The sequence below is a fragment of the Olivibacter sp. CPCC 100613 genome, from assembly GCF_036959255.1.
Lineage (GTDB): Bacteria > Bacteroidota > Bacteroidia > Sphingobacteriales > Sphingobacteriaceae > Olivibacter.
The window spans coordinates 347,925-370,639 of sequence record NZ_JAWMTI010000002.1 but is presented as its reverse complement, the minus strand read 5'-3'; the positions used below and the strand labels follow the sequence as shown (position 1 = coordinate 370,639).

The window sequence follows — 22,715 nt, the reverse complement described above, 5'->3', positions numbered from 1 at the left end:
TTATTCTGTTAACATACAAATATAAGAATTTTTCTCGTAAAGAGTTAAGCCTTAGTATACACCGATGATTTATTCTCCAACAATCCATTCGCTGCTAGTTTGTTGAGTGTTCTCACCATGATTTTCTCCTCAGCTTTACCTTCAATAAAAAGATGTTTTGCTGTATCAGTTATAGTTTTGTCGCTATCGAAAAAACCATGATCAATCATCCCCTTAAGAACAAGTTGCATATCAGTTTCATTACTCAAGCTCAATACTGCTTTTTCTACTAAAGTGCCATCACTTTTTTGATCGGCTTCATCAGGAGGAAGGAGGTCGTGTATCTGCCAGTCTAATGATTTAGCAAGCGTAGGATAATCATGTGTATTATACTGACCAGGTAAATCGCTGTTCTCTATGTTGATTACAAAGTTTTGGCTTTTACCTAATAGTTGAGAAAGGTGGTAAGCTGATATGCCTAAGACTAATCGGCGATACTTTACTCGGTTGATAACGTAAGCTGAAAGAGGCGTAATTTCGATCATAAACGATATTACCTAAGTCAGCTGACGATTCAGCTAAACAAATAACATAGTAAAATTTGCATTTTTGTAATTATCTACTTATTTTAGCAATCGAAATAGCTAGTAAAGTATTGACTATCTATTGATTTAATTAGCATTAGACGCTGAGTCTTGCTGCTGAAAACGTAGGAAATTTTCAACGGAGCAGGTTCAGGAGTCAAATGCCCGATCTCTTATCTTTGCGTAGAGAGACGGGCAGGCTCTTGTTTTCTCCAACGGCTTCCTACGGCCTTCAGCAGGGAATAAGGTAAGCCCCCGTCTCTTTCTGAATCGGTTCGCTACCTTTTTCATATACTTCGTCGTTTAATGTCTATAAACTTTAAATGATGAATACAAAACCTAAACATCAAAAGAAATTAAATTCCCTTTTCCGAAGGATAGGAGGAAGCGTTGTTTCCAAGAATGGATTGACGATTTTTGATCTCCTATTTGCTCGCAAGCCCAAAAACCCTATTTAGCAGGTTGATCTTGAATTTTTCAAGCCAAAGAGCTTGATTTATTAATGTACTGATTCATTTCAACCAAATCTAAAAATGAACGATAAAAACGTAATGGGAGGGCTTTGCCCCGACAGTACCTCTCTTCTAGATGGCTTCGGAGATTCCTGCGACCTTGGTGCGAACTCAGTGCGAGCTCCTTGGGCACGAGCCCCAATGAGTGCACCTTCAGTGCCGCTCAAGTTGGCTAGCAGGGGAGAGGACAGGGTGGGGATCTTATGAATATGGCATATAGCGAGGTGCCAGCTTCGTACCTGCTTCGTCTAGATAAGGACCTACAGGGAATCAAGTTGGTATCACGAGGGAGTTTTATGGGAGTGCCGTCCCGTCGAACTCCCTGCTGATACGGTGTGGATCCTTAGTTTAATCTAGTTGGCTGGGAGAAAGGGAGGGCTTCGTAGAGATAATTAATAACAAGTGAATGAAGGCAACAATTTAAAGAACAAAACTCAAACCTAACCTGAAATGAAAGATTATTTACACAAAGTTTTTAAACTATTTGGCCGATATGGTAGGATAGCTGGAATGATGAGGATTTGGAGATTTCTCCATTCCGCGCGATCCTTCGCGATACTATCAGTCGAAATGACAAAGCGAGGAGTTTTGACACCTCGTCGACTAGTGATCGGCAAGTGTTCGACTCGTGTTCAGGACTGCTTGCGGACATATTCGAGGCAGCTTCGACAAGTGTTCGACTGGCCTTCGACAGTTCTTCGAGTCGGCTTCGGCAATTCCCGAAGCGTTGTCGAAGACCGGTCGAAGCGAACCCGAAGGGTTCCCGAAGAGGGTAATACGCAGGTCGGCAAAAATTTCGGAAGTCGATCCAAGCTTGCTCAAATAATTCTGAGACACCAGTCTACCTATCAGCAGGTAGGCGCTATGGTTAATATGACGCTGAATCAGGGTGGGGTGGCCCTGCGCGCCCTTAAACCCTACACCATATACCTTACAGCCTTAAACGTCTTGTTCTGTGTTTGTTTGGCACGCGCCCGGCAGTCCTCCTCCCCGGAGGCTGACCACGGCGTGGCTTTTCAGAAAAGCTATCCCATTACGGGTACGGTGCTGAATGCCGCCGATGATACCCCTTTGGATGGCGCAACGATTAGCATCAAAGGTCGGCAGAATACGGTATTGACCTATGCGGAAGGCAAATTCCGTATCCTGGCAACAGACAGCACAGGCGTTCTAGTGATCAGTTATGTAGGCTACCAAACAGCGGAGATACCATTTACTAAAAGTAACAACAATCCATTAACCATCCGTCTCGAAAGCAACGGTGCCCAACTGGAAGAAGTGCAGGTAAGCACCGGGTATCAGACCTTGCCGAAAGAGCGGGCGACTGGGAGTTTTGCAACGCCGGACGGGGAAATGTTGAACGGAAGGGTTTCAACAGATGTATTGAGCAGGTTAAACGGTATAACGAGTGGTGTGCTATTCAACAGGGAAGGCGGAATAAGTGTCAGAGGTCAAAGTACAATATTTGCAAATGACCAGCCCTTGATAGTTGTCGACAATTTTCCCTATAGCGGTGATATCACCAATATAAACCCAAATGACGTGGAAAATATAACGGTTTTGAAGGATGCTGCAGCCGCGAGTATCTGGGGAGCCCGTGCGGGCAATGGGGTCATTGTTATTACTACAAGAAGCGGAAGAAGTAAAGATCCACTGAACGTTTCCGTGAACAGTAACGTAACGATAGGAAAGAAATCCAATCTGTTCTACGCGCCAAATTATTTCAGTTCGCCAGACTTCATCGAGGTGGAAAGATTTCTCTTTACTCAGGGGAAATATGAAAACGACGCAGTCGATCAAATAATATCACCTGTAATATCTGCACTGAAGCAGAACGGGGAGGGTACGTTGCCGGATGATGATTTATCTCTATTACTGGCAGATTTCAGTGGCCGCGATGTGAGAGAGCAGGCTCTCAAACACTTCTATCGCAACCCGATAATGTTGCAAAATGCACTGAGCTTTAGGGGAGGTACCGGAAAATCGACATATTACATGAGTGCGGGTTATGATCGAAATCTGGCAGAATTAATGGAGAATAGTTTTGATAGGATAACGATCAATACTCTTAATACTTTTGAAACGTTTCGAAAGTTTGTGTTTACCGTCGGCCTCAACTACGTTCAAACCTCAACGAAAAGCGATAACACCTTCAGCAACACAATGAATTTACCTGGGTACTTTCCTTATACGCAGTTTTTTAGCGATGGCAAGGCACAGGCTTTGGATTATGCATACAATAGATCGTTTGTCGATGATGCGCCGACAAAAGGCTTTCTGGATTGGTCGTACGTTCCTCTGCACGAATTAGGTCTTACGGACAATAAATCAACGGCGAATGATATCCGGATCAATACAGCGGTAAAATATACACTGACCAAAGGCCTCGATGTAGAGGGGAGATATCAATATCAGAAATTCAATCAGCTACAACGTACATTGAACGGTACGGAAACCTATTTTGCCCGGGATATGATCAATCGGTTCAGCATGTTTACAGATGGGACGGTTTCGGGTTATAACGTACCGGTGGGGGCCATATTGAGTGAAGGCAACGGTATTATCAGAGCCCATAACATTAGAGGCCAAATGACCTATAATAACTCCTGGGCCTTACATCAATTAAATGTACTTGCAGGTGTGGAGTGGATGGATGTTTCTAGAACACGTAGCAGTTTCGTGCTTTATGGCTACGACGATGATGTTGCCACTTTCAGTCCGGTAAACTTTACAGAGACAATTCAACAGAACCCCTTGGGAAACTACGCTTATATACCGAACGGAACAACTGTTTCAGGTGGTGTAGACCGTTTCCGATCTTACTTTGCAAATGCTTCGTATTCATATAAGGGGAGATATATTCTAAGTGGAAGTACTCGCATTGATGCGTCCAATTACTTCGGTGTAACAACCAATCAGAAGAAAGTTCCGTTATGGTCTGTCGGCACCAAATGGTTACTCAGTGACGAACCTTTTTATAACTTAAGCTGGCTGCCTTATATGAACATCCGATTGACCTATGGATACAACGGAAATTTAGATAGATCTGTTACCGGACTTACAACATTCCTGTATAGAACCAACGCTACACTGACGGCATTGCCCTATGCGCGTATATCTAATGTGGGAAATCCGGAACTAAGGTGGGAAAAAATCGGAATATTGAATCTTGGACTTGATTTTAGAAATTCAAACGGCCGGCTTTCCGGTAGCTTGGAATACTACAGAAAGCGTGGCAGAGATTTAATAGGCGATGCGGTTTTTGCACCGAGTTCGGGCATATCCTTATTGCGTGGCAACTACAGTAACATGGCAGGAAACGGTATGGATATCCAGTTTCAGGGGGCGATAGTTGACAAGCCAGTCAAATGGTCTGCGAACCTTTTGGTCAGTTATAACACAGATCAGGTTACACGATATGATGTTCCCAATACCAATGCGCTTAATTACGTTGCTTCCAACAATTATCCGATTGTAGGCAAGCCTGTATACAGCCTATATAGTTACCAATGGGCCGGATTAAATCCGGAAACAGGTAACCCGATGGGCTACGATGGGAAGGGAGAAATCAGCGAAGACTACGCGACGCTTACACAGCAAGCCACAGTGGATGCCATGGTCTATAACGGAAGGATCAGGCCTCCATGGTTCGGTGGATTGGTAAATACACTGTCTTACAGAGGCTTATCGGTAAGTTTTAATATCTCATTTAAATTGGGCCACTATTTTAGACGACCGGCATTGAGCTACTCTCAGCTGTTCGGTACAAAGATTATAGGAAATAGTGAGTATGTCGATCGCTGGCAAAAACCGGGAGACGAAATGTATACAAACGTGCCCTCGTTGCAATATCCTGCGAATGCCCAGCGCGATCGATTTTATCAGTACAGCGAGGTAACTGTGGAAAAGGCAGATCATATACGTCTTCAGGATATAACAATCGGTTACGATCTGAAAACGGGAACAGATTCTAATCTTCCCGTTAAGAATCTACGGATCTATGCCTATCTGAACAATGTCGGATTACTATGGAAAGCAAACAATGCGGGGTATGATCCGGATTTTATAACCTACAATGGAAGCGTTCAGGGCTATCCACCTGCCCGCACCTTCGCTTTGGGATTCAAGATGGATTTTTAGTTAAATAGATATGAAAAGAGTTTACAATAATAAAACTGGCACCGCTTTCATTCTCATTGGTTGTATCTGCATGCTGTTCAATGTAGCGTGTACAGATTCCTGGCTCGAAGCAAAACCGGATAAGGCACTTGTATTGCCCCGATCACTGAAAGACTATCAGTCATTGCTAGACAATACTGCAGAGTTTAATAATTTGTTAACAGGTGGTTTGGGAGAAGTTGGGGCAGGTGATTTTCTCCTTTCGGATAACGATTATCTGGGGCTCGCTTCTCCACTTGAGCGCAATGTTTATGTATGGAAAAATGAGAACGTGTATGAAGGGGAACCTAATCCAGAATGGTCTTATGCTTATGAGCGGATTCTAAAGGTTAACATCGTTTTGGAAGGTCTTGATAAAATCACTCGAACAGGCAATGAACAACAATGGGATCATCTCCGTGGAAGTGCACTGTTCTTTCGCGCGCTTGACTACTTCAACCTTGCACAGTTGTTTTGTCAACCGTATACAGGGCCCGGCGCTGCCACGGCTTTAGGTTTACCTCTTCGTTTAAACGCGAATGTGAACGAAAAAAAGGGAAGGTCCAATCTAGACGATACCTATGGGCAGATCATTAGCGACCTGGAAGACGCATATAACCTGTTGCCGTCATCGCAAGATTATAAAACAAGGCCTAATAAGGTTGCTGCCGATGGTTTACTGGCAAGAATTTACTTATCCACAGGAAATTACGAGCGCGCACTGTTTCACAGCAACCGTTTTTTGTTAAATCAAGAGGAGCTGATAGACTATAATGACTTGAACATAAACGCAAACTTTCCGATCGCTGTCTTGTCTGACGAAGTTGTCTTCCACGGAAATATGATTATGTATACCGCACTGCTGAATAACAGACATCAGGTGAGTAGGGAGCTCTTTGATAGCTATGAGACTGACGATTTGCGGCGAAATGTGTTTTTTGCGTCAACGGAAAATAGTCTCATTCGATTTAAGGGAAGTTATGCGGGGTCTAGAACATTCTTCGTTGGTATCGCTACCGATGAGCAGTATCTGATAAAAGCGGAATGCCTTATTCGGCAACAAAAAATTGCCGAGGGCCTCACTGTATTAAATAAGTTACTACGAACCAGATGGAAAAAGGGTGCCTACATTGATTTTGTAACCGATGATGTTAATGAAGCGCTTCATTTTGTGTTACAGGAGAGACGAAAACAGTTGCTGGCCAGAGGGGTGCGTTGGAGCGACTTGCGACGGTTAAATGTTGATCCTCGCTTTGAAATCACCTTAAACAGGACGTTAAGTGGAATGTCCCATGTATTATCACCCAACGATCCAAGGTATGTTCTGCCCATTCCGGACGAAGAAATGTTGAATAATCCGATGGAGCAAAATCCAAGATAATGAAAAATCATATTATAAATTCAGACCACATTCTATTGCTTGCATTCCTATCGCTAACTTTTGTTCTACCATGCAGAGCGGATGAAGATACCCGGTTCTTATTAAAGGGGGCGGTCAAAAGCACGTTAATTGATACTTTAGTGTTGCATGTGTGGAATGATATCGTAACCTATGATCTAATATACGATGAGCTACATCGTACCTATACTATTCCCTTGCATAAAGGTGCGTTTGAAATTACGATTGACTCGATTGCCGATGTTTCCATCATAAGTTTGTCAAGCGGACGGCTCAATGGGTTGCCCGTCACACTATTGGATCAATATTATATCTGTGCGGGTGACCGTATATCTATCGATATTAATCAGGAAAGTTTAGATTCAAGGTTGAAAATAGATGACAATGGTAAGCCTATAGGGAAATACCGTTTGTCTTTTGCCGGAAAAGGAAGTGAAAAGTTCAATTGTAGGTATCAGCTGGATTCCTTTCATGAGGTACTGCAACACCAACCTTTAGCGCTTCCTCCAAGGTACGTGTCAAAATGGACTTCGGACAGCGTCTACTTTCAAAAAGCCGAACGGATTACCCGCGCTGAAACCGATTTTCTAGAAGCATATAAAGACATCATTGAACCTGGTGTTTACCGAACAATGCGTGCTGATATTATAGGACGTAACGCATATGTTTTTATATTGAAAAAATTGTTTTTAGCTGCTAGAACTGATAGTGACAGCCCAATGGAACTAGAGAAAATAAAAACATTTGTAAGTCAGAGCGAACTACTGCATAGGATGAACTTAGAGAGCCAGCATGAAGTATACCATTCAGCTGTTTTTACACAGGCATTGGTTTACCAAGCAAGAGTGGAAGAACAACTTTATGCCGACATGCGCCTGGCGTATGAGAGGCTAGCGCTAATTAAGCATCCACGGGCTCGTGAAAGAGCCCTTACGAATTATCTTGTTCACCATTATGTTCGGATGCCGAGTATCGAGGCAGGAAAGAGGTTAAATGATGCGTTGTTATATATAACAGATACTAATTATGTTAATCTCGTGAATAAGTTAAGGCTAACTGATCGAGGGCAGCCTATTCCTTCATTTGCACTGTACGATGCGGATGACACAGAGATAGATTTACGCTCATTTATTGGAAAGGTGGTGTTCGTTGATTTTTTTTATACCGGATGTGGTAATTGTGCAAGTTATTTCAAAAAGACGGTATCAAAGGCAGAAGAGTATTTTAAGGATAATCGTAATGTAGTGTTTGTTACAATATCCATAGACGGCAATAAAGAAAAATGGATAAATAGCGTGAAATCCGGTATTTATACCTCGGCACATGCCGTAAACCTGTATACAGGAGGAGTAGGCGAACGTCATCCGATAATCAGTCATTTCAATGTTTCTGGTTACCCAAAGCCGTTACTGATAAGTGGTGACGGTAGCATATTAAGTACTGATTTTCATGCGCTGGGAAGAACTGAACCTGATAGGTTGATTAAAACTATTGAAGAAGCATTAAGATCAATCAAATAAAAATGGGGAGTCTAGGCTCCCCATTTTTATGGTTGCGAAAGAGCATGTGATTATCTCACTTATGGATTGAAAGAGCCGATCTGCTCACTGTTCTCAACCAAGGATGCGCTAGCAGGTGGATTGCTTCCTTCGGCAGGTTGAGGTGCATTGTCTCCTAAATCCCATTCTTCCGAGCATACATTAGCAGGAAGTGGTGTACACATATCGTCATCAGCATGGAACTCATAACGCGATCGATCTGAGGCGTCACTAGAACCGGCTGTGTTGTAGTACTTATAGATACCGCTTTGTCTAACCTCTTTGTTTGTAAAGGCGCTGGCTCCAGCGCCGAATCCGATAACCGCCAAGCCTAGGGCGATTTGGGATATTATTTTTTTTGTTTCCATTTCTTTAAGTTTTATTGTTTACGCTTTTTGAGACGGAGTGCCCAAAGGCCCAATCCGGTCAGCACCAGATTGAACAGCAAATGTTCAACCCATCCCATGGATTCAATGACACCGCCACAGTGGCACATGCGCTTTTCGGCAAAGGCAAGCATAAGGGCCAGGTAAAGCGTGAATAGGCTCATTAAGCCGGTGGCTAACTGTAAGCCCCGCTTGTTGCTTTTCGGAATGATAAGCAATGCGCTGATCAGCAGTTCGGCAAGGGGCACACCCCAAGCGATCCACCCATGCATATTGCCTACGACGGGGATTTTACCAATGCCCCTGCTGAACTGCTCCAAATGCCTCAGCTTATCGATGGCCGTATAACTGAACAGGAAAACAAAGAGCATGCTGATAATAAAAATAATCCGCTCTTTCGCAGGTCGGGCTAGTTTCCATTGTCTTCTTTGTTTCAGTAAGCGTTCCATATACCCAGTGTTATGTGATTGAATCCCTTGATTATATTGCCTTGGTAGCTGGCAGGGCTGATGCTGCGGGCTGCTCCCGGCCTTTGCACCCTTTTGTCAGGCCATCCACGGCCATCGGGGGAATACGGCAAATTTACGTCGGTACAACCATCGGTGAATAAAGCGCGTAAAGGAGAGGTGAAAGGCCAATACAGGATAACCTGGAATAAGCATCACGCGGACTAACAAAGAGAGGTAATACCTGAAAAAGGTAAGGAGGAGGGGTGCTACGATAGCTGCCACCCACTGCCTGTTGATGTTTTCCTGTCTTTGAGTCCACCTGTTTAATAGCTTTTCCATGTTGCCTACATTTTGTTTTTCCTACACAGTGCCGCCTCGCAGCTACTGCCCTTGTTTAATTGATCTCCGGCGCTTATCGCCGCGCCCGGCGTCCCTTGCTGCCGTACCGCTATAGCGTTCGCCTATAGAGGCTCTCCAGCACCTTCGGTATTCCCGTTAGCTAAGGCTTGCATGCCGGGGCGCCTTAGCCGGGTTCGGCACGCTGCTCATAGCAGCTGGCTTTCTACTGCGGGGGAACCGCAGGCTATGATCGAGGTACTCCCCGGTGCGATATCTTATTTTAATTGTCTTTGGTAAAGTTCTGAACTAAACGGCCTTTCCGTTTGTCGCTTTGGTACGGAGATTTTGTCTTTTTGGTATGAGGTTTTATGGGTCCTGGTGAGGTGCAGAGTCGAATTCCAGCGTTTTGATGAATTCAGAAGGAGCAATTCCGAAATGTTTCTTAAAGGCCTTGCTGAATGAAAAGATATCCTGATAACCCGTTTCCATCCACGCCTCCGATGGTCTTAGACCTTCTTCCAGCAAGCTTTTTGCTTTTTCCATACGGAGCTGCGTAATGTAGCTTCGAAGATCGGATCCGAAATGGGTTTGATGGATGCGGTTTAAGCGCTGGCGGCTTGTTTCGAAATAATAGGATAACTCATTTACGGTCGTTATAATTCCACCGGCGATATTTTCTTGGAGGTACTGACGCATCTCAAGTGCAAGCTGATGGTTTACCAAGTCTTCGTTGCTCGTTCCGCTTAGATCTGCCTTGCTCAGTTGAATAATTTTTCCAACCTCGAGGGATAGACGGGCTTCAAACACAAGGTTGTTTACATTAGGCAATGGAATTTGCAGTAAGGTATGCAGTGCGTTGTCGAGCTTCCGGTTCAAGGCAAAAGAGGGAAGAATATGATGGCTCATAAAAATCTGTTCCTGCTTTCGCAGTATTTGTTTGAAAAGATTGGGGCCATGGTTTTCGTTGCGATGCAAGCATGCTTTACTGACCGAAAAATAGATATAACGGTGCACGCCGGGTATAAATGAACAGCTTAACCATTGAGGCGGTGTATAGGCGATGGTATATTGCTTGTTTTTTAGGTGGGTAATATCTTGTTCCAACTGGTCGTAGGGATGAATATGATAGGTTCCCTTCAAATTGAAGGCCCAATAGATATCAGGAAGCACGGTTTCCAAATGTAGGTGAAATGCTTCCCGGGCTCTTATTTCAGCAACACATAAAAAGATATCTCTGGCATCATAATATTGAAGGACGATACTGAATTTTGGATGTTTGATTAATTTGATTTCTTGGGCATAAGGTAACTTGAAACCGCTGAATTCAAGTGGCAAACGGCTTGCTTGGAAGTACTTGGTTTGTGCTTCGTAGCAGAGGGGCATATGTATGATTACCGGTTGCCACATGAAATTTATTGTTTAGAAAGAAATGAAATTATGAATTTGATTTCCGTATCAATCGGATTTGCCGGTTAAAATCATTCATTGTCATCTAGCGCTGTTTGTATGGCAGATTCCCGGATACTGCCGGGAAGTTTTTGGTTGAAAAACCATCTTTATTGGCGTTGTTTTGGTTGGAGACTGCTTTACTCCCAGTTTATATATAAGTACATTTGGCTATTGGAAACATAACATTATAAATTGCGCTCCATTTCTCAATGTACAGGGGCTTATAATATTTTATATCTATGATAAAAGCGACTTATAATGATAAGCAATTGGCAGTAGACATTCTAACGGATGCTTTTAAAGAGAATAAGAGCGTTAACTATATTGTAAAACAAGATGCGAAAAAGAATGAGCGTGTACGAAATTTAATGTCTTATTCTTTTGAAGTATGTTGTTCTTCCGGCGATGTTTTTTTCAGTGATGATAAGACGGCTGTAGCCCTCGTTTCTTATCCGGATAAGAAAAAGATAACGTGTAAAAGTGTGTTTCTTGATTTAGGATTGATTTTTAAAACCATGAGTTTAACCAGCGCCATGAAGGCGCTAAAGAGGGAATCTTTAATAAAGAAAAACTATCCAACGAAAGAAATATATTATTTGTGGTTCATAGGGGTGTCACGGGAAAACCAAGGAAAAGGGAAGGGAACTCAGTTGTTGAAAGAGCTGATCGAACATAGTGATACGTTAAACAGGAAGGTTTACCTTGAAACTTCTACACTGCGTAATATACCGTGGTATGAAAAATTTGGTTTTCGTGTATTCAAAGAATTAAATTTTGATTACACGCTTTATATGTTTACACGTGATTTGTGATGGTCGATGGCAATATTATAAAACCTGATTGTAATATCGTATAAATTTACAATGTCTTTGCGATTATGTTTTTAAAATCGTAATTTTATGCTATGAATTCGATAATCCTAATTGGACTGAAGAATTTTATTAACCGATGGGCGGCCATGAAAACGAAATGGTTAACAAACCCCGGCACTTTGTCTCTATCTCTATGCGGGTACAGGGCGCTATGTATGCGGCGTTCTTTATGGCGCTGTCCGGTACTCGCCTGAATAAAGGATTTCTCGATATTTTCTTGCACCTGAAATTTTATGTTGACTGGCTTGTGATAGCAGTAATAGCTTATACACTCATCGATTTTGTGATTGCCAAGACAGATTCGTTTGACGGTATGCTTAATTGGAAGGTAAATCCCGAGAAACGACTGTCTTATCAATTCTGGTTTTTATGTTTTTTCCCCTATTTAATTTGTGAATTATGCGATTTGCTGTATTTGCAGCTGATGGATAGAAGCTTATTCCGCTTGCCATATAAGGTATATGAAATTCCCACATCATTGAGTTTTCTTTTGGTCCTCAATGCCGCATATCCTTTAGCCAAGTATGTGATAGGTGGCCAACGAAATGAAGAGAAAGAGGACATCGAAATTCAATCCGCATCCTTAATGCCTGGAAAGGTGCTACCACCATCGATCGAACCTTTGAAAAGTCTGACATCAGCTGATGAAAAAATAGGAAATAGCCTAATCGTTTTTGGTGGCAAGGACGGTAAAACGAAGATGTTAAAACCAAAGGACGTTGCGGCCATTATTCAGCAACATGGTATTAATAACATTTATACTTTTTCGTTGGAAACGTTTACTTGTTTAGGAACATTGAAAGCAATGTACAGTCCCTTGGATAAGCAAGATTTTTTCAAAGCTAATAAAAACACTGTGATACATCGCAATGCAATAGGTGAGCTAGAATCGCGCGAAGATGGCGGATTGAATGTTTTCATAAAACCTTACTATGATCAAGCTGTTAGTATCAGCCACCACGAGCGAAAGGCCTTCACTGATTGGTATACTAGACCCATCAGTCCTTTAGGTAAATTGATTATGTTGCCTTTGTAAGCGGTAACCGCACGACGGAAAGTGAACTGTTAGTGGATATTAAGCTCTCAACCACTGCTTATACTGCTTATTTACTCCAAACCAAAATATAGCGTTGCTTCCACTTCGAAATTAGTTGGGACACCTTCTTGGATACTGGGTCTCCATGCGACATTTTTTATGGCCTTCATGACGGCTTCTTCACAACCATAGCCTAAACCTCTTCTGATACGGAAGTTGACGGGCTTTCCTTCCTTGCTGATTTCGAATGTGATAGTAACCAGCCCTTCAATGCCATGATCCAAAGCTTCTTGTGGATAAGGTACATGTTTCTTTAGGTAATTCTGTAGGCCTGAACCACCATCAGCTGCTTTGGGCGGGATACCTGCGCTGCCGTGCAACCAACGAGATGACGTGGTTTTGTATTGAACGGGAGTTCTCTGCTGTTTTTTTTGTCCTACAGGTTTGATTTTTGCCGTGTCCACGGCTAAGTAAGCACCGTCTTTTACAGTGAGGTTGATGATGCGGCTACCCATTACGGGAACGCTTTGCCGAAGATATATTCCCTGGATGCGAAGGGTGTCACCCGGTTCAACGTACTGAATGTGATAATTACCTAAGCTGTCTGTAGTTGTTTTAGGCGAATCAAAATAGTCATATTTTTGTGATTGTACCCATATGAGCAACCCTTTTGCGGGTTCACCATCGGGTGTGGTGAGTTTCCCGTATACGTGGATGGTGTCAGTTAAGGCATATGTTTTAACAACATAATCTGCACTGTCTTTTCTGGAAATAAGCTGCGCGAAAGACGGCAACGCAAAGATCTGTAGAAAAGTAAAGAGTATAAATAGGATTTTCATGGTGTTATTTATGACTTTGATGCATAAATGAATCAATTTCCATATGAACTGGATAGCTAAGGGTATTGTACGTTGTTACAATGACGGTCGGAATACCAGAGTCTCTACCAGAAAAGTTTTATTGCCATTAAGGTCACTGCAATCCCCTTTTTTGACACTAAAAGCTACTGCGAACCTACTAAAACCACACTGAAACCTACTGGTTTGACACTAGTTTCGTACTAACTTGGTTATACCTTAGTGCTTGTTAAGTACTACAGAAGTGTGAATTGATATATACTTTCCTTACATCATGATTACCCATTGTTTACCTTTCCTTTAGGTATGCTTTACCTTTTCTATACCCTTTCTTTACCCATTGTTTACCCGGGAAGTATAGGATGGATAACAACAGTACTATATTTTATCAGAATTGACCGCTTTTGCGGGATGTCCGTTTTCGAACAATCACTGTTCAGATCCGAACACTTTATAAATAGTGAAAAGCTCGTTGTCAATTTGTACAGGGTAAGCATAGGATACCTTCCAGAAGACCATTCAGCTACTAGCCAATGAGCGAACGGGTAGAAAAGCAATATGCCTTGATTGATGGTATCTTGAAGGTGACCAATTACGTGACTTTTCTAATTTTGCTGATTGCTTGTATGGGGTTGCTAGGGCTGAGCATGCTGTTTGCACGACACCGTACAAAAGAAATCGGCATCCGCAAAGTACTGGGGTCTTCAGTGCTGGGCATTTTATCTCTACTTTCTAAGGACTTCATTAAGTTGGTTCTGATAGCCATCTTCATTGCCACACCCATTGCCTGGTACGTGATGCGTACGTGGCTCGAAGACTTCGCTTATCGGATTGATATCCAATGGTGGATGTTTGCATTGGCAGGACTGGTGGCGCTGATGGTTGCTTTACTTACCGTAAGTTTTCAGTCCTTGAAAGCGGCTCGGATGAACCCTGTGAAGAGTCTGAGATCAGATTAATAGGCAAGTGGTAAAGAAAAACTAAATATTACATCGAGGATTGTTCTATACGTCAATAAATATCAAAGCGTAATTTTTTCTTTATAGATCTCTTTTCCATACAAATCCGTAACCCGGAGGTAGTAGGAACCTTTGTTTAACGATATATTTTGGTGTGTTGTCTTTTGCAGGATCATGTTCAAGACGGGTACAGTTAAAACGCCAAACTGATCAAATTCATTGCACTTTACAATCGATAGGAGGGCGCCTTCAAAAGTTTCATTAGAAAGATTTATAGTATAGGGGACTGTACCACTATGCAATAACCATTCGGCATACTGATTGTCTAGCCATTGGGTGTTTGGAAAAACGATGGTGGCATCAACCACATTTACTTTACTAAACTCGCGGTAAACGTTAGTTTTTACATTTTTATAGATAGTGGCTTTATCAATGTGTTTTCTGAGATGGTGAAACAGCTGGGGTGCTTCGCTGTTAATGGATTGGTTAATACAGAAAGGATCAATGCCACTTAATGTTTTAAACCGATGGGCCATCCAGTTTTTCTGTGGGTCTTTGTTGATATGGCCATGGCCGGCAAAGACAACGGCTTTGGCCCGCGGGTTGTTTTTTAATGTTTCGTAAATGCTTGTCGCCTGGTGCTGTTCGCGTTCGGCTATGCCATTGCACGGAGCATTATAGCAGTCGTAAGGGACAAGTTTAAACCCTAACTGAATGGCTTTGCGGAGTAGGTTGCCAAACATAGGTTCACAGGTGTAAAAGCCTGAGGTTTGTAACGGAAAACCTCTTTCGTTTATGTCATCCTCGCGCAGGCCCTCTAGAAACAGATAGGTAAAACCTGCTGCTTTTAATGTGGGTAGTAAATTAGTTAAAAATAACCTTCCACGCGGATCAATATGCGATTCGTTAAATAGGATGATCTGATGCTTGTGGGCAATCGAGTCGATTTCATCTACTGCATTCAGGGCCGTATAGTTGGAATCTTCCACAATGTCTGTGTCCCAATGCCTGGAATTAATGTAGGCGGATTCATTTTCTTTTACATCGCCTGCAAATGAGCTAAAGGTGGTGAGCATGGTTCTATAACCGAAATACAGAGCTTGATCGGCTGAATCAACCTTGATATGCCTGCTAAGGTAATAGGGAACTAAATAATTATAGCTACTCGTTTCATAGCTCTTTAGGATATGGGTCATTGGATCTTGCTGCGCTTTTTGAAGATATAAGGCAATTGAATCCGGTGTGAAATGTTCTATATTTGATGTGGGGGGTTGTGCTATACAGGCGTTTAATCCGCATAACGCCAGGAGGACAAACAAAAGAGAGGAACTGTTTATCTGCATAATAGAGGTATTGATCTGATGCAAATGTATAACTAAATTTTTAGTTTAAAAAAATTTATTCCAATTTGTAGGTTTAAGAATCAATCGTCTACTCCATAGCAAAATATAGCGTTGCTTCTACTTCGAAATTAGTTGGGACACCTTCTTGGATACTGGGTTTCCAAGTGAGACTAACCAGCCCCTCCATGCCATGATCTAAGGCCTGTTATGGATAGATAACATATTCCATAAGAAATTGGATAGCTAAGAAGGGGAAGCAAACCCGTTGCCCGCAAATGGACAACAACTGTTCGATATCGAACAGCGATAGGAAGGAATGGTCTGCCCGGTATGCTTTAAAATGTTTTCTTTGCAGATGGCAGATTAATTGTGGTAGCATGGTTCAATCTGTTTCATTATGATCAAACATTACTTTAAGACCGCTTTCCGTACCCTTTGGAGAACCCGTAGCTTTAGCTTTCTCAATATCTTTGGACTCGCTGTAGGCATCGCCACGGCATCGCTGATTTTTCTATGGATAGAGGATGAAGCCGGATACGATAAGGACTTCGTGAACAACGAAAATATATACATAACGAAATCGAAACAACCTTCGGGTGAAGGAGTGCGGGTTTTTGACGCCGTTTCAGGCCTTTTAAGTTCCGCAATGAAAGCAGAAATACCCGGTATTAAGTATGCCGCCCGTGCAGATTGGGGCAGATCTTTTCTGTTTACGAAAGACGAACGGTCAATATACCAGAACGGACAAATTGTAGATCCTGAATTTATGGATATTTTCTCGCTTGAATTTGTGGAAGGGAACAGATCGAGTGCATTGGTAAGGCCTGAACAATTGGTTATCACGCAATCCGCAGCGAATCGCATCTTTGGACAAGGGGCCGCGCTTGGCAAGACTGTACGCGTGAATAATGATAAGAATTTTGTGGTGTCCGGTGTGGTTAGAGACCTTCCGGGGAATAGCAGCATTCAGTTTGACTGGCTTGTCTCATTTGAAGAGTTTGAAAAAGATAATGCGTGGGTACGTGATTGGGGCAATTCGGTCGTGATGACCTATGTACAACTGGAACCGGCTGCCAGCTTGGCAAATGTGAACAAAAGGCTTTTTGATTTGGTGAAACGTCAATCGGGCAATGAGCAAGCAAACATTCGAAACTTTCTGTACCCGATGGCGCGCTGGCGGCTCTACAATAATTTTGATAAAAACGGGAATGAACAGGATGGCCGGATGAAATACATTCGCTTGTTCAGCATCATTGCCTGGGTTATATTGCTCATCGCCTGTATCAATTTCATGAATCTCACAACTGCCAGATCTGAAAAGAGAGCGAAAGAAGTAGGGATGCGTAAGGTCGCAGGAGCTCGCAGGGCTTCACTGATCGGCCAATTTTTAGGGGAATCGCTTATCCTGGCTACGATATCGGCTTTGCTTTCCCTGGTGTTTATATACAGTTCGATTGGTGCGTTTAATGCCCTTGTTGGAAAAGAATTAGTGATCAATCTATTCAAACCAGCCCATCAGTTCTTTTTGATAAGCATTATGCTGATCGCTGGTTTATTGTCAGGGATCTACCCTGCATTTTATCTTGCCTCTTTTAATCCGATAAGCACCTTAAAAGGGGCCAAGCAAAAGATCGGATCGGTGGGATTTATCCGGCGTGGTTTGGTAGTACTCCAATACGCAGCATCTGTCACGCTCATTATTTGCACCGTAATTATTTTACAGCAGATTCGGTATGCTAAGGGGCGCGACTTGGGTTTTGATCTTAGTCAGGTGCTGACAGTTCCTTTGCGAGGGGAGGCCGTGAAACACTTGGATCTCATCAAAGAGCAGCTGCTAGCAACAGGCCATGTGGAAAGTATAGGAGCGGGTGCTGGAAGTATACTTAATTTTGGCGTCAGAACCAATATGGATTGGGCCGGGAAGGATCCTAATATGCAATCTGATATATTTTATTCTTGGGCGGATGAGGGCATTATTCCGGCCATGGGATTGGAATTAGTGGATGGCCGTAACTTTCGCCCGCATATACAGGGAGATAGCAGTAGTTTCCTGATCAACGAAACTTTTGCAAAGCTGATCAGTACGGACGGAAAAGTTGCCGGCCGGCAGGTTTTCTGGGAAGATGAACCGTTCACCATTGTAGGGGTGGTAAAAGACTTTGTTTATAATGATGTTTACAGCCCAACCGCACCGGTGTTTTTCCGTCCTTATACGGGTAACGGAGGGATGCTGAGTATTAAAATTAAGGCAGGGGCGGACCTCGCTAAAACAGTTGAACAGATCGAACAGGTCATGAAGGCTAATAACAAGGAATTTCCTTTTGAATATCAGTTTCTGGATGAAGCTTTTAATGAAAAGTTTAAATCCGAGATGCTCATTCAGAAACTGGGCAGTATATTTGCGGTCTTATCTATCATCATCTCTTGTCTCGGTTTGTTTGGACTTGCCGCCTTCACAGCAGAACGGCGTACGAAAGAGCTGGGTATCCGAAAGGTATTGGGCGCGTCCATTTCTTCATTGATCAGTTTACTTAACCGAGAGTTTGTTATACTTGTTCTGATTTCCTGTCTGGTATCATTCCCTCTGGCATGGTGGGTAATGAACGACTGGCTAGATAACTTTGCGTATCGTACTGATTTACACTGGTGGGTGTTTGCTTTCGCAGGATTAGGGGCTTTGATGCTTGCACTCCTTACCGTGAGTTCGCAGGCGATAAAGACTGCGCTTACGAATCCGACAAAGAGCCTTCGGGAAGAATGACAACGGGGAGTCCACCAAATCCTTTCTTAAGCCTTTGGGTGATTATTTATTAGAACAATGTGCTCACGTTAAGCTGTGCGGGCACGCTTTACCTGATACCTTAATTATTTAGTGTGTAATTGACCCCACTTTATGGTGGAAGTATCGAAATTCGTACCGGCAATATAGATGGCCCGCTATTGGGTGTTGTACAAATCAGTTCCAGCGGCGAAGGTGATGTATACCGTACGGTGAATGCTCCCATGAAGAACATTTCAGGAATTCATGACGTGTTTTTTATATTCAAGGGAAGTAAGGATTTATTTGACTTTGATTGGTGGCAATTCAAATCTTAATGCATCCATGGATGCCATTGTGAATAGCAATGTATTAAGTCCGCAATTGCCTGAAAAATAGAGATCAACAGCATGGATATGAAAATAACACCTCTTATTATCACTTTACTCTTATGCGGTTTGCATGTGGCTGCCCAAAATCCCATTATCCAAACCAATTACAAAGCCGATTCTGCACCGATGGTTTACAATGATCGCCTATAATTGAAAACTGCAGCGCTTAACTTTGCTGAGTCTGCGCTGCATACCCCTCATATTTTTTGTATTACTTAAACTCAGGTAAATTTATACGGCTGATTATATCATAATAGGCATTCAGGTCGAGCCATTCAATGCCGGAAATAACTTTACCGTCTTGCATGGTCATGATATACATGTATTCATTCCTGTAGGGCTTGTCGTCGATGGCTACAGTGGAGCTCTGTATACGAGCAAAGACCTCGTTGCCATCTGCCCATACACCCAGCGTTTTTACGGCGAGCGGTTGGGCAAAACGTCTGAATAATTCGGCTTCGGCGTTATCAAATAGATCCTTCAAACCATGGTAGGTCCTCGCTACCGGACCGTGCCCTGCAATTGTCCATGCAACATCTTGCCTAAAAGCATGCTCAAAAAACAAGGTAAAGTCATGTGCTGAGTTGACTAAAGCTCTCTGAATAATCTCCCTGTTCAATTGTTCTTGTGTGGTGTTCTTTTCCATCGTTTTTTTATTTGATGCAAAATTAGGGACGGGAAGGCTAAACGAATTGTCATTCGCAAACCGATTATTGTGAATTTGAAACCTGCCGAAAAGAGGTGGGATTTTGCTGCGTATGTTTTTTAAAAAAGTTGTTGAACTGCGCCTGGTCTTCAAATCCCAGAGCGTAGCTTATTTCCGAAATGTTCCAATCGGTATGTCTAAGTAAGGCCTTTGCTTCACCGATAAGCTTTTCTGCCAGGTGATCGGTAGTGGTACGCCCGGTGGCTTTTTTGATAGCCCGGTTGAGGTAATTTACATGGACAGCAAGTTTTCCTGCAATGGCTTTCGGCGAGCGAAGTTCAAAACGTTCGGACCTCGAGGTAATAGGAAATTGTCTCTCCAGCAACTCAAAAAATACCGATGTGGTACGTGCACTCGCATCCGGGTGTTTAAAGCGCTGCTGCGTAGGTTGCAGCTTTATGGCAAGGTATATCAATTCATTTACATAGCCTTTGATAAGTTCGTAACGGAAAACATAGTTTGACGCTATTTCACTGCATATCTTTTCAAATATCGCCTTGATCTGCTGAAATTGGATTTCATCTAAAGCAAATATAGGTTGGGTGTTTGCACTGAATAAAGGCAGATCGTTCAAATTAATACGTAGGCTCGTCTTGAAAAACTCATCCTTAAATACGCAGAAATATCCTTTGTTTTCCGGAGTAAAGGGTTCAGAGGTATAGGGCAGTTGGGGGTTGAAAAACAGTAACGTATTGCCATTTACGGGTATGCTTTTGTCCCCATAGTGGAAAACACTATGCCCCTGTAAAAGCATAATCTTATAGAAATCCCTTCTGGTATAAAGTGCCGGCACATGATCCGATTTGATGGAATCTTCAATGCGGAATACATTGAACGGCCCCGTCTTTGGCACAGGATTTTCTGGACGGTCATTGAATTTATGTCTGTAAAAGTCTGTTAACGATTCCGTTGATTTTGCCATATGCTTTTCAACCCAAATATCTAAATTTTTTTACAATGACGGTCGGAATACCAGCGTCTTTACCGGAAAAATTTTATTGCCATCTAAGGTTTTTCATCACACCATATCTTCTGCAGGTACTTCCCCAGGCTATATTGCCCAATTGTGCAGCTACAAGAACCTCTCGCATTAGATCATCTTTTATCTCGTACGATGCCAGCAAATAGTCATTGGCCATTTGCAGCAACTGTTGGACGTTATGTTCAATATCGTTTCTTTCCTTCTGTAATAAAACGAGGGCATTATATTGCTCATTTTCTGCTTTTTCTTTGATGTAGGAGTGTAGGTCGTTAAAAATAAGGATGTTAAAAACGGCTTTCCTGAAATAATGATCGTGTTCGGTAGGGAAGTTCAAATTCAATGCATCATATAACATGATAAAGAAAACATGGACCACGATATTCTTAAGACGTTCATTTAAATAATCATCCATACCGCTAAAATGCTTTTCCCCGATACCGTCAAATTCCGTCGGTAAGAAATCAAGTAGATCTTTATGTACAAGTTCGTAGTTGAAAGGGCTCAGCGTTTCCTTTAACAGCTTTTCGTAGTAATAAACGATGTCATACTTATTGCGGTCATATTCGCCCGTCGGAGCCATAGCTCGGCTGCTATGAATATCCATCGCATGATGAACAAAATCCTTGTACCTTACCTTTGCGTCTTCTACGTAAAACAGATAAGTGACACTAAAACAGGCTAAGTATAAATGTTTTTCACTAGTTAATATTTTAGGGAGTATGTAGGGAGCCCAGAGCATTTGTTCTTTTACGGTGTTAAAGTCGTAACGCCAGTCGATTCCCATATTCAGTGCTATGTTTGCTGTTTTATGGATCACATCTTCTACTATCATAGAGTCCTAAATTTTAAGTGCGTTCTAAAATAAAATTCGTGTACCTGCTTTCAGCTATTTTTACACAGAACCTATATTCTACTACACAGAAAGTTTCGGTCTCTTTATAAGATTGAAATTTCGAAAGAGTTGCCAGGAAAAATGTTGTTTAGTTTTTACTTATTGGTGAATAACGAATTGCTATGGTTAAGCGAATTATTGAACCGCTATAATTCATGTCAGTTCAATAGCTATTTATAGATAGCTACCGGTGTCTTATCAGGTATAACGGGTAAAAACCGGTCGCACTTGGCAAAAGTCTGCTTCATGGCGGAAGGGTGCACGAAGTTAACCGGTAAAAGCGGGGCCGTTATCAATATCAACCCTTTATATAGCGGTATACCCGCCATCAATTGCATAATAGCTGCCATTGATGAAAGTAGAGGTTTCTGCACTCAAGAACAGGACGAGGTTGGCAACTTCTTCTGCTGTTCCGAGACGACCAATGGGATGTTTGCCGATTAATGCCTGCTTTTTTTCTTCATCAAGTTGATCAAGCAGCGGTGTATCGATGTAACCAGGTCCTACAGCGTTGACACGTATGTTCTGTGCAGCATATTCGACACCAAAATTGCGTGTAAGTCCCAAAACGGCGTGCTTGGATGCAGCATAACCGACAGACTGCGGTACGGCGGTAATGCTGTGGATGGATCCTACATTAACAATAGCACCACCTCCGTTTTTCAACATCTGGGCGGTTGCATATTTACAGCCATAAAATACGCCATTGAGATTGATGTCGATGATGGTTTTCCAGCCTTCAATACTCAGATCCGCACCGAGATTAGCCTCTCCGCCAATACCGGCGTTGTTGCAGGCAATGTCTAACCTGCCGTACTGTGCTACGGTTTTTTCAACCAGATTTTCCACCTCTTCCGGTATGGCCGTATTGGCATTTACATAAATAGCATCTCCGCCATCTTTTTTGATGGATGCTACCACAGCTTCGCCATGCTCGTCGTTTATATCTGAGATAACTACCTTAGCACCTTCTTTGGCATATAATAAGGCAATTGCTTTTCCAATACCTGAACCGGCTCCGGTTACGTAGGCAACTTTATCATTTAAAATACCCATGATCGATTGTAGTTTTTGTTTTGCTATAGATATAACAATGAACTATTTGCATTGTTCACCGTCAATCCA

General features: G+C 42.5%; 22 protein-coding genes. 10 read left to right on the top strand and 12 right to left on the bottom strand.

Features of this window, described 5'->3' with window-relative positions; genetic code table 11:
- Nucleotides 1-44: 44 nt before the first annotated feature.
- Nucleotides 45-524 (bottom strand): hypothetical protein, encoded by a 480-nt coding sequence (locus tag RYH73_RS08000; RefSeq protein ID WP_289551867.1) that lies wholly within the window; start codon nucleotides 522-524, stop codon nucleotides 45-47.
- Nucleotides 525-713: 189 nt separating this feature from the next.
- Complete coding sequence (locus RYH73_RS07995; protein WP_289551866.1) at nucleotides 714-854, bottom strand: hypothetical protein; 141 nt, start codon at nucleotides 852-854, stop codon at nucleotides 714-716.
- Nucleotides 855-1,096: 242 nt separating this feature from the next.
- Between RYH73_RS07995 and RYH73_RS07990 the strand changes: the two genes are divergently transcribed.
- The 4 genes from RYH73_RS07990 to RYH73_RS07975 all read left to right on the top strand — a co-directional run bounded on the left by RYH73_RS07990 (nucleotide 1,097) and on the right by RYH73_RS07975 (nucleotide 8,152).
- A complete protein-coding gene (locus RYH73_RS07990; RefSeq protein ID WP_335312894.1) occupies nucleotides 1,097-1,282 on the top strand; it encodes a hypothetical protein in 186 nt (61 codons plus the stop codon).
- Nucleotides 1,283-1,645: 363 nt separating this feature from the next.
- Nucleotides 1,646-5,215 carry a SusC/RagA family TonB-linked outer membrane protein gene (locus tag RYH73_RS07985; RefSeq protein WP_335312893.1) on the top strand — a complete coding sequence of 1,190 codons (3,570 nt, stop codon included), beginning with the start codon at nucleotides 1,646-1,648 and terminating at the stop codon, nucleotides 5,213-5,215.
- 10 nt (nucleotides 5,216-5,225) lie between these two features.
- Nucleotides 5,226-6,614 (top strand): RagB/SusD family nutrient uptake outer membrane protein, encoded by a 1,389-nt coding sequence (locus tag RYH73_RS07980; protein ID WP_335312892.1) that lies wholly within the window; start codon nucleotides 5,226-5,228, stop codon nucleotides 6,612-6,614.
- Entirely contained in the window at nucleotides 6,614-8,152 is a 1,539-nt protein-coding gene (locus RYH73_RS07975) for a TlpA family protein disulfide reductase (RefSeq protein WP_335312891.1), read from the top strand. The genes RYH73_RS07980 and RYH73_RS07975 overlap by 1 nt, the downstream gene beginning before the upstream one ends.
- Before the next feature lie 59 nt (nucleotides 8,153-8,211).
- Here RYH73_RS07975 and RYH73_RS07970 read toward each other — a convergent pair whose 3' ends face one another.
- The 4 genes from RYH73_RS07970 to RYH73_RS07955 all read right to left on the bottom strand — a co-directional run bounded on the left by RYH73_RS07970 (nucleotide 8,212) and on the right by RYH73_RS07955 (nucleotide 10,751).
- Complete coding sequence (locus tag RYH73_RS07970; RefSeq protein WP_335312890.1) at nucleotides 8,212-8,538, bottom strand: hypothetical protein; 327 nt, start codon at nucleotides 8,536-8,538, stop codon at nucleotides 8,212-8,214.
- 11 nt (nucleotides 8,539-8,549) lie between these two features.
- Nucleotides 8,550-9,005, bottom strand: a complete 456-nt coding sequence (locus RYH73_RS07965) for a MauE/DoxX family redox-associated membrane protein (protein ID WP_335312889.1) — start codon at nucleotides 9,003-9,005, stop codon at nucleotides 8,550-8,552.
- Between the two features lie 96 nt (nucleotides 9,006-9,101).
- Nucleotides 9,102-9,344 (bottom strand): hypothetical protein, encoded by a 243-nt coding sequence (locus tag RYH73_RS07960; protein ID WP_335312888.1) that lies wholly within the window; start codon nucleotides 9,342-9,344, stop codon nucleotides 9,102-9,104.
- 366 nt (nucleotides 9,345-9,710) lie between these two features.
- The gene (locus tag RYH73_RS07955; protein WP_335312887.1) at nucleotides 9,711-10,751 is read right to left on the bottom strand and encodes a helix-turn-helix domain-containing protein; all 1,041 of its coding nucleotides are present in this window, start codon (nucleotides 10,749-10,751) and stop codon (nucleotides 9,711-9,713) included.
- A gap of 281 nt (nucleotides 10,752-11,032) precedes the next feature.
- Between RYH73_RS07955 and RYH73_RS07950 the strand changes: the two genes are divergently transcribed.
- On the top strand, nucleotides 11,033-11,605 hold the full coding sequence (locus RYH73_RS07950) for a GNAT family N-acetyltransferase (protein WP_335312886.1): 573 nt from the start codon (nucleotides 11,033-11,035) through the stop codon (nucleotides 11,603-11,605).
- Nucleotides 11,606-11,741: 136 nt separating this feature from the next.
- Nucleotides 11,742-12,701, top strand: coding sequence for a LytTR family DNA-binding domain-containing protein (locus RYH73_RS07945; protein ID WP_335312885.1), 960 nt, complete (start codon nucleotides 11,742-11,744; stop codon nucleotides 12,699-12,701).
- A gap of 71 nt (nucleotides 12,702-12,772) precedes the next feature.
- On the opposite strand, the gene RYH73_RS07940 is transcribed toward RYH73_RS07945, so the two are convergent.
- A complete protein-coding gene (locus tag RYH73_RS07940) occupies nucleotides 12,773-13,540 on the bottom strand; it encodes an energy transducer TonB (RefSeq protein ID WP_335312884.1) in 768 nt (255 codons plus the stop codon).
- Nucleotides 13,541-14,091: 551 nt separating this feature from the next.
- On the opposite strand from RYH73_RS07940, the gene RYH73_RS07935 reads away from it, so the two are divergent.
- Nucleotides 14,092-14,517 (top strand): ABC transporter permease, encoded by a 426-nt coding sequence (locus RYH73_RS07935; protein ID WP_335312883.1) that lies wholly within the window; start codon nucleotides 14,092-14,094, stop codon nucleotides 14,515-14,517.
- Between the two features lie 62 nt (nucleotides 14,518-14,579).
- Here RYH73_RS07935 and RYH73_RS07930 read toward each other — a convergent pair whose 3' ends face one another.
- Nucleotides 14,580-15,860, bottom strand: coding sequence for a hypothetical protein (locus RYH73_RS07930; RefSeq protein ID WP_335312882.1), 1,281 nt, complete (start codon nucleotides 15,858-15,860; stop codon nucleotides 14,580-14,582).
- A gap of 397 nt (nucleotides 15,861-16,257) precedes the next feature.
- Here RYH73_RS07930 and RYH73_RS07925 point away from each other — a divergent pair, with 397 nt between their 5' ends.
- The 3 genes from RYH73_RS07925 to RYH73_RS07915 all read left to right on the top strand — a co-directional run bounded on the left by RYH73_RS07925 (nucleotide 16,258) and on the right by RYH73_RS07915 (nucleotide 19,160).
- Complete coding sequence (locus RYH73_RS07925; RefSeq protein ID WP_335312881.1) at nucleotides 16,258-18,621, top strand: ABC transporter permease; 2,364 nt, start codon at nucleotides 16,258-16,260, stop codon at nucleotides 18,619-18,621.
- Nucleotides 18,622-18,740: 119 nt separating this feature from the next.
- Nucleotides 18,741-18,956, top strand: coding sequence for a carbohydrate-binding protein (locus RYH73_RS07920; protein ID WP_335312880.1), 216 nt, complete (start codon nucleotides 18,741-18,743; stop codon nucleotides 18,954-18,956).
- Nucleotides 18,957-19,034: 78 nt separating this feature from the next.
- On the top strand, nucleotides 19,035-19,160 hold the full coding sequence (locus tag RYH73_RS07915; protein WP_335312879.1) for a hypothetical protein: 126 nt from the start codon (nucleotides 19,035-19,037) through the stop codon (nucleotides 19,158-19,160).
- A gap of 61 nt (nucleotides 19,161-19,221) precedes the next feature.
- Here the strand turns inward: RYH73_RS07915 and RYH73_RS07910 are convergent, their stop codons facing one another.
- The 4 genes from RYH73_RS07910 to RYH73_RS07895 form a co-directional block, all read right to left on the bottom strand.
- Nucleotides 19,222-19,656 carry a nuclear transport factor 2 family protein gene (locus tag RYH73_RS07910; RefSeq protein ID WP_335312878.1) on the bottom strand — a complete coding sequence of 145 codons (435 nt, stop codon included), beginning with the start codon at nucleotides 19,654-19,656 and terminating at the stop codon, nucleotides 19,222-19,224.
- Between the two features lie 64 nt (nucleotides 19,657-19,720).
- Complete coding sequence (locus tag RYH73_RS07905) at nucleotides 19,721-20,638, bottom strand: helix-turn-helix domain-containing protein (protein WP_335312877.1); 918 nt, start codon at nucleotides 20,636-20,638, stop codon at nucleotides 19,721-19,723.
- A 73-nt stretch (nucleotides 20,639-20,711) separates the two neighbouring features.
- Entirely contained in the window at nucleotides 20,712-21,530 is an 819-nt protein-coding gene (locus RYH73_RS07900; RefSeq protein WP_335312876.1) for a terpene synthase family protein, read from the bottom strand.
- Between the two features lie 366 nt (nucleotides 21,531-21,896).
- Nucleotides 21,897-22,646 (bottom strand): SDR family NAD(P)-dependent oxidoreductase, encoded by a 750-nt coding sequence (locus tag RYH73_RS07895; RefSeq protein ID WP_335312875.1) that lies wholly within the window; start codon nucleotides 22,644-22,646, stop codon nucleotides 21,897-21,899.
- Nucleotides 22,647-22,715 lie beyond the last annotated feature (69 nt).

Bases quoted from the DNA above. Each gene is read 5' to 3' on its own strand.
- RYH73_RS07995 (WP_289551866.1), bottom strand. From the start codon at position 854: ATGAAAAAGGTAGCGAACCGATTCAGAAAGAGACGGGGGCTTACCTTA.
- RYH73_RS07910 (WP_335312878.1), bottom strand. From the start codon at position 19,656: ATGGAAAAGAACACCACACAAGAACAATTGAACAGGGAGATTATTCAG.
- RYH73_RS07965 (WP_335312889.1), bottom strand. From the start codon at position 9,005: ATGGAACGCTTACTGAAACAAAGAAGACAATGGAAACTAGCCCGACCT.
- RYH73_RS07945 (WP_335312885.1), top strand. From the start codon at position 11,742: ATGGGCGGCCATGAAAACGAAATGGTTAACAAACCCCGGCACTTTGTC.
- RYH73_RS07935 (WP_335312883.1), top strand. From the start codon at position 14,092: ATGAGCGAACGGGTAGAAAAGCAATATGCCTTGATTGATGGTATCTTG.
- RYH73_RS07925 (WP_335312881.1), top strand. From the start codon at position 16,258: ATGATCAAACATTACTTTAAGACCGCTTTCCGTACCCTTTGGAGAACC.
- RYH73_RS07905 (WP_335312877.1), bottom strand. From the start codon at position 20,638: ATGGCAAAATCAACGGAATCGTTAACAGACTTTTACAGACATAAATTC.
- RYH73_RS07960 (WP_335312888.1), bottom strand. From the start codon at position 9,344: ATGGAAAAGCTATTAAACAGGTGGACTCAAAGACAGGAAAACATCAAC.
- RYH73_RS07955 (WP_335312887.1), bottom strand. From the start codon at position 10,751: ATGTGGCAACCGGTAATCATACATATGCCCCTCTGCTACGAAGCACAA.
- RYH73_RS07940 (WP_335312884.1), bottom strand. From the start codon at position 13,540: ATGAAAATCCTATTTATACTCTTTACTTTTCTACAGATCTTTGCGTTG.
- RYH73_RS08000 (WP_289551867.1), bottom strand. From the start codon at position 524: ATGATCGAAATTACGCCTCTTTCAGCTTACGTTATCAACCGAGTAAAG.
- RYH73_RS07980 (WP_335312892.1), top strand. From the start codon at position 5,226: ATGAAAAGAGTTTACAATAATAAAACTGGCACCGCTTTCATTCTCATT.
- RYH73_RS07975 (WP_335312891.1), top strand. From the start codon at position 6,614: ATGAAAAATCATATTATAAATTCAGACCACATTCTATTGCTTGCATTC.
- RYH73_RS07895 (WP_335312875.1), bottom strand. From the start codon at position 22,646: ATGGGTATTTTAAATGATAAAGTTGCCTACGTAACCGGAGCCGGTTCA.
- RYH73_RS07990 (WP_335312894.1), top strand. From the start codon at position 1,097: ATGAACGATAAAAACGTAATGGGAGGGCTTTGCCCCGACAGTACCTCT.
- RYH73_RS07915 (WP_335312879.1), top strand. From the start codon at position 19,035: ATGAAAATAACACCTCTTATTATCACTTTACTCTTATGCGGTTTGCAT.
- RYH73_RS07930 (WP_335312882.1), bottom strand. From the start codon at position 15,860: ATGCAGATAAACAGTTCCTCTCTTTTGTTTGTCCTCCTGGCGTTATGC.
- RYH73_RS07985 (WP_335312893.1), top strand. From the start codon at position 1,646: ATGACAAAGCGAGGAGTTTTGACACCTCGTCGACTAGTGATCGGCAAG.
- RYH73_RS07950 (WP_335312886.1), top strand. From the start codon at position 11,033: ATGATAAAAGCGACTTATAATGATAAGCAATTGGCAGTAGACATTCTA.
- RYH73_RS07970 (WP_335312890.1), bottom strand. From the start codon at position 8,538: ATGGAAACAAAAAAAATAATATCCCAAATCGCCCTAGGCTTGGCGGTT.
- RYH73_RS07900 (WP_335312876.1), bottom strand. From the start codon at position 21,530: ATGATAGTAGAAGATGTGATCCATAAAACAGCAAACATAGCACTGAAT.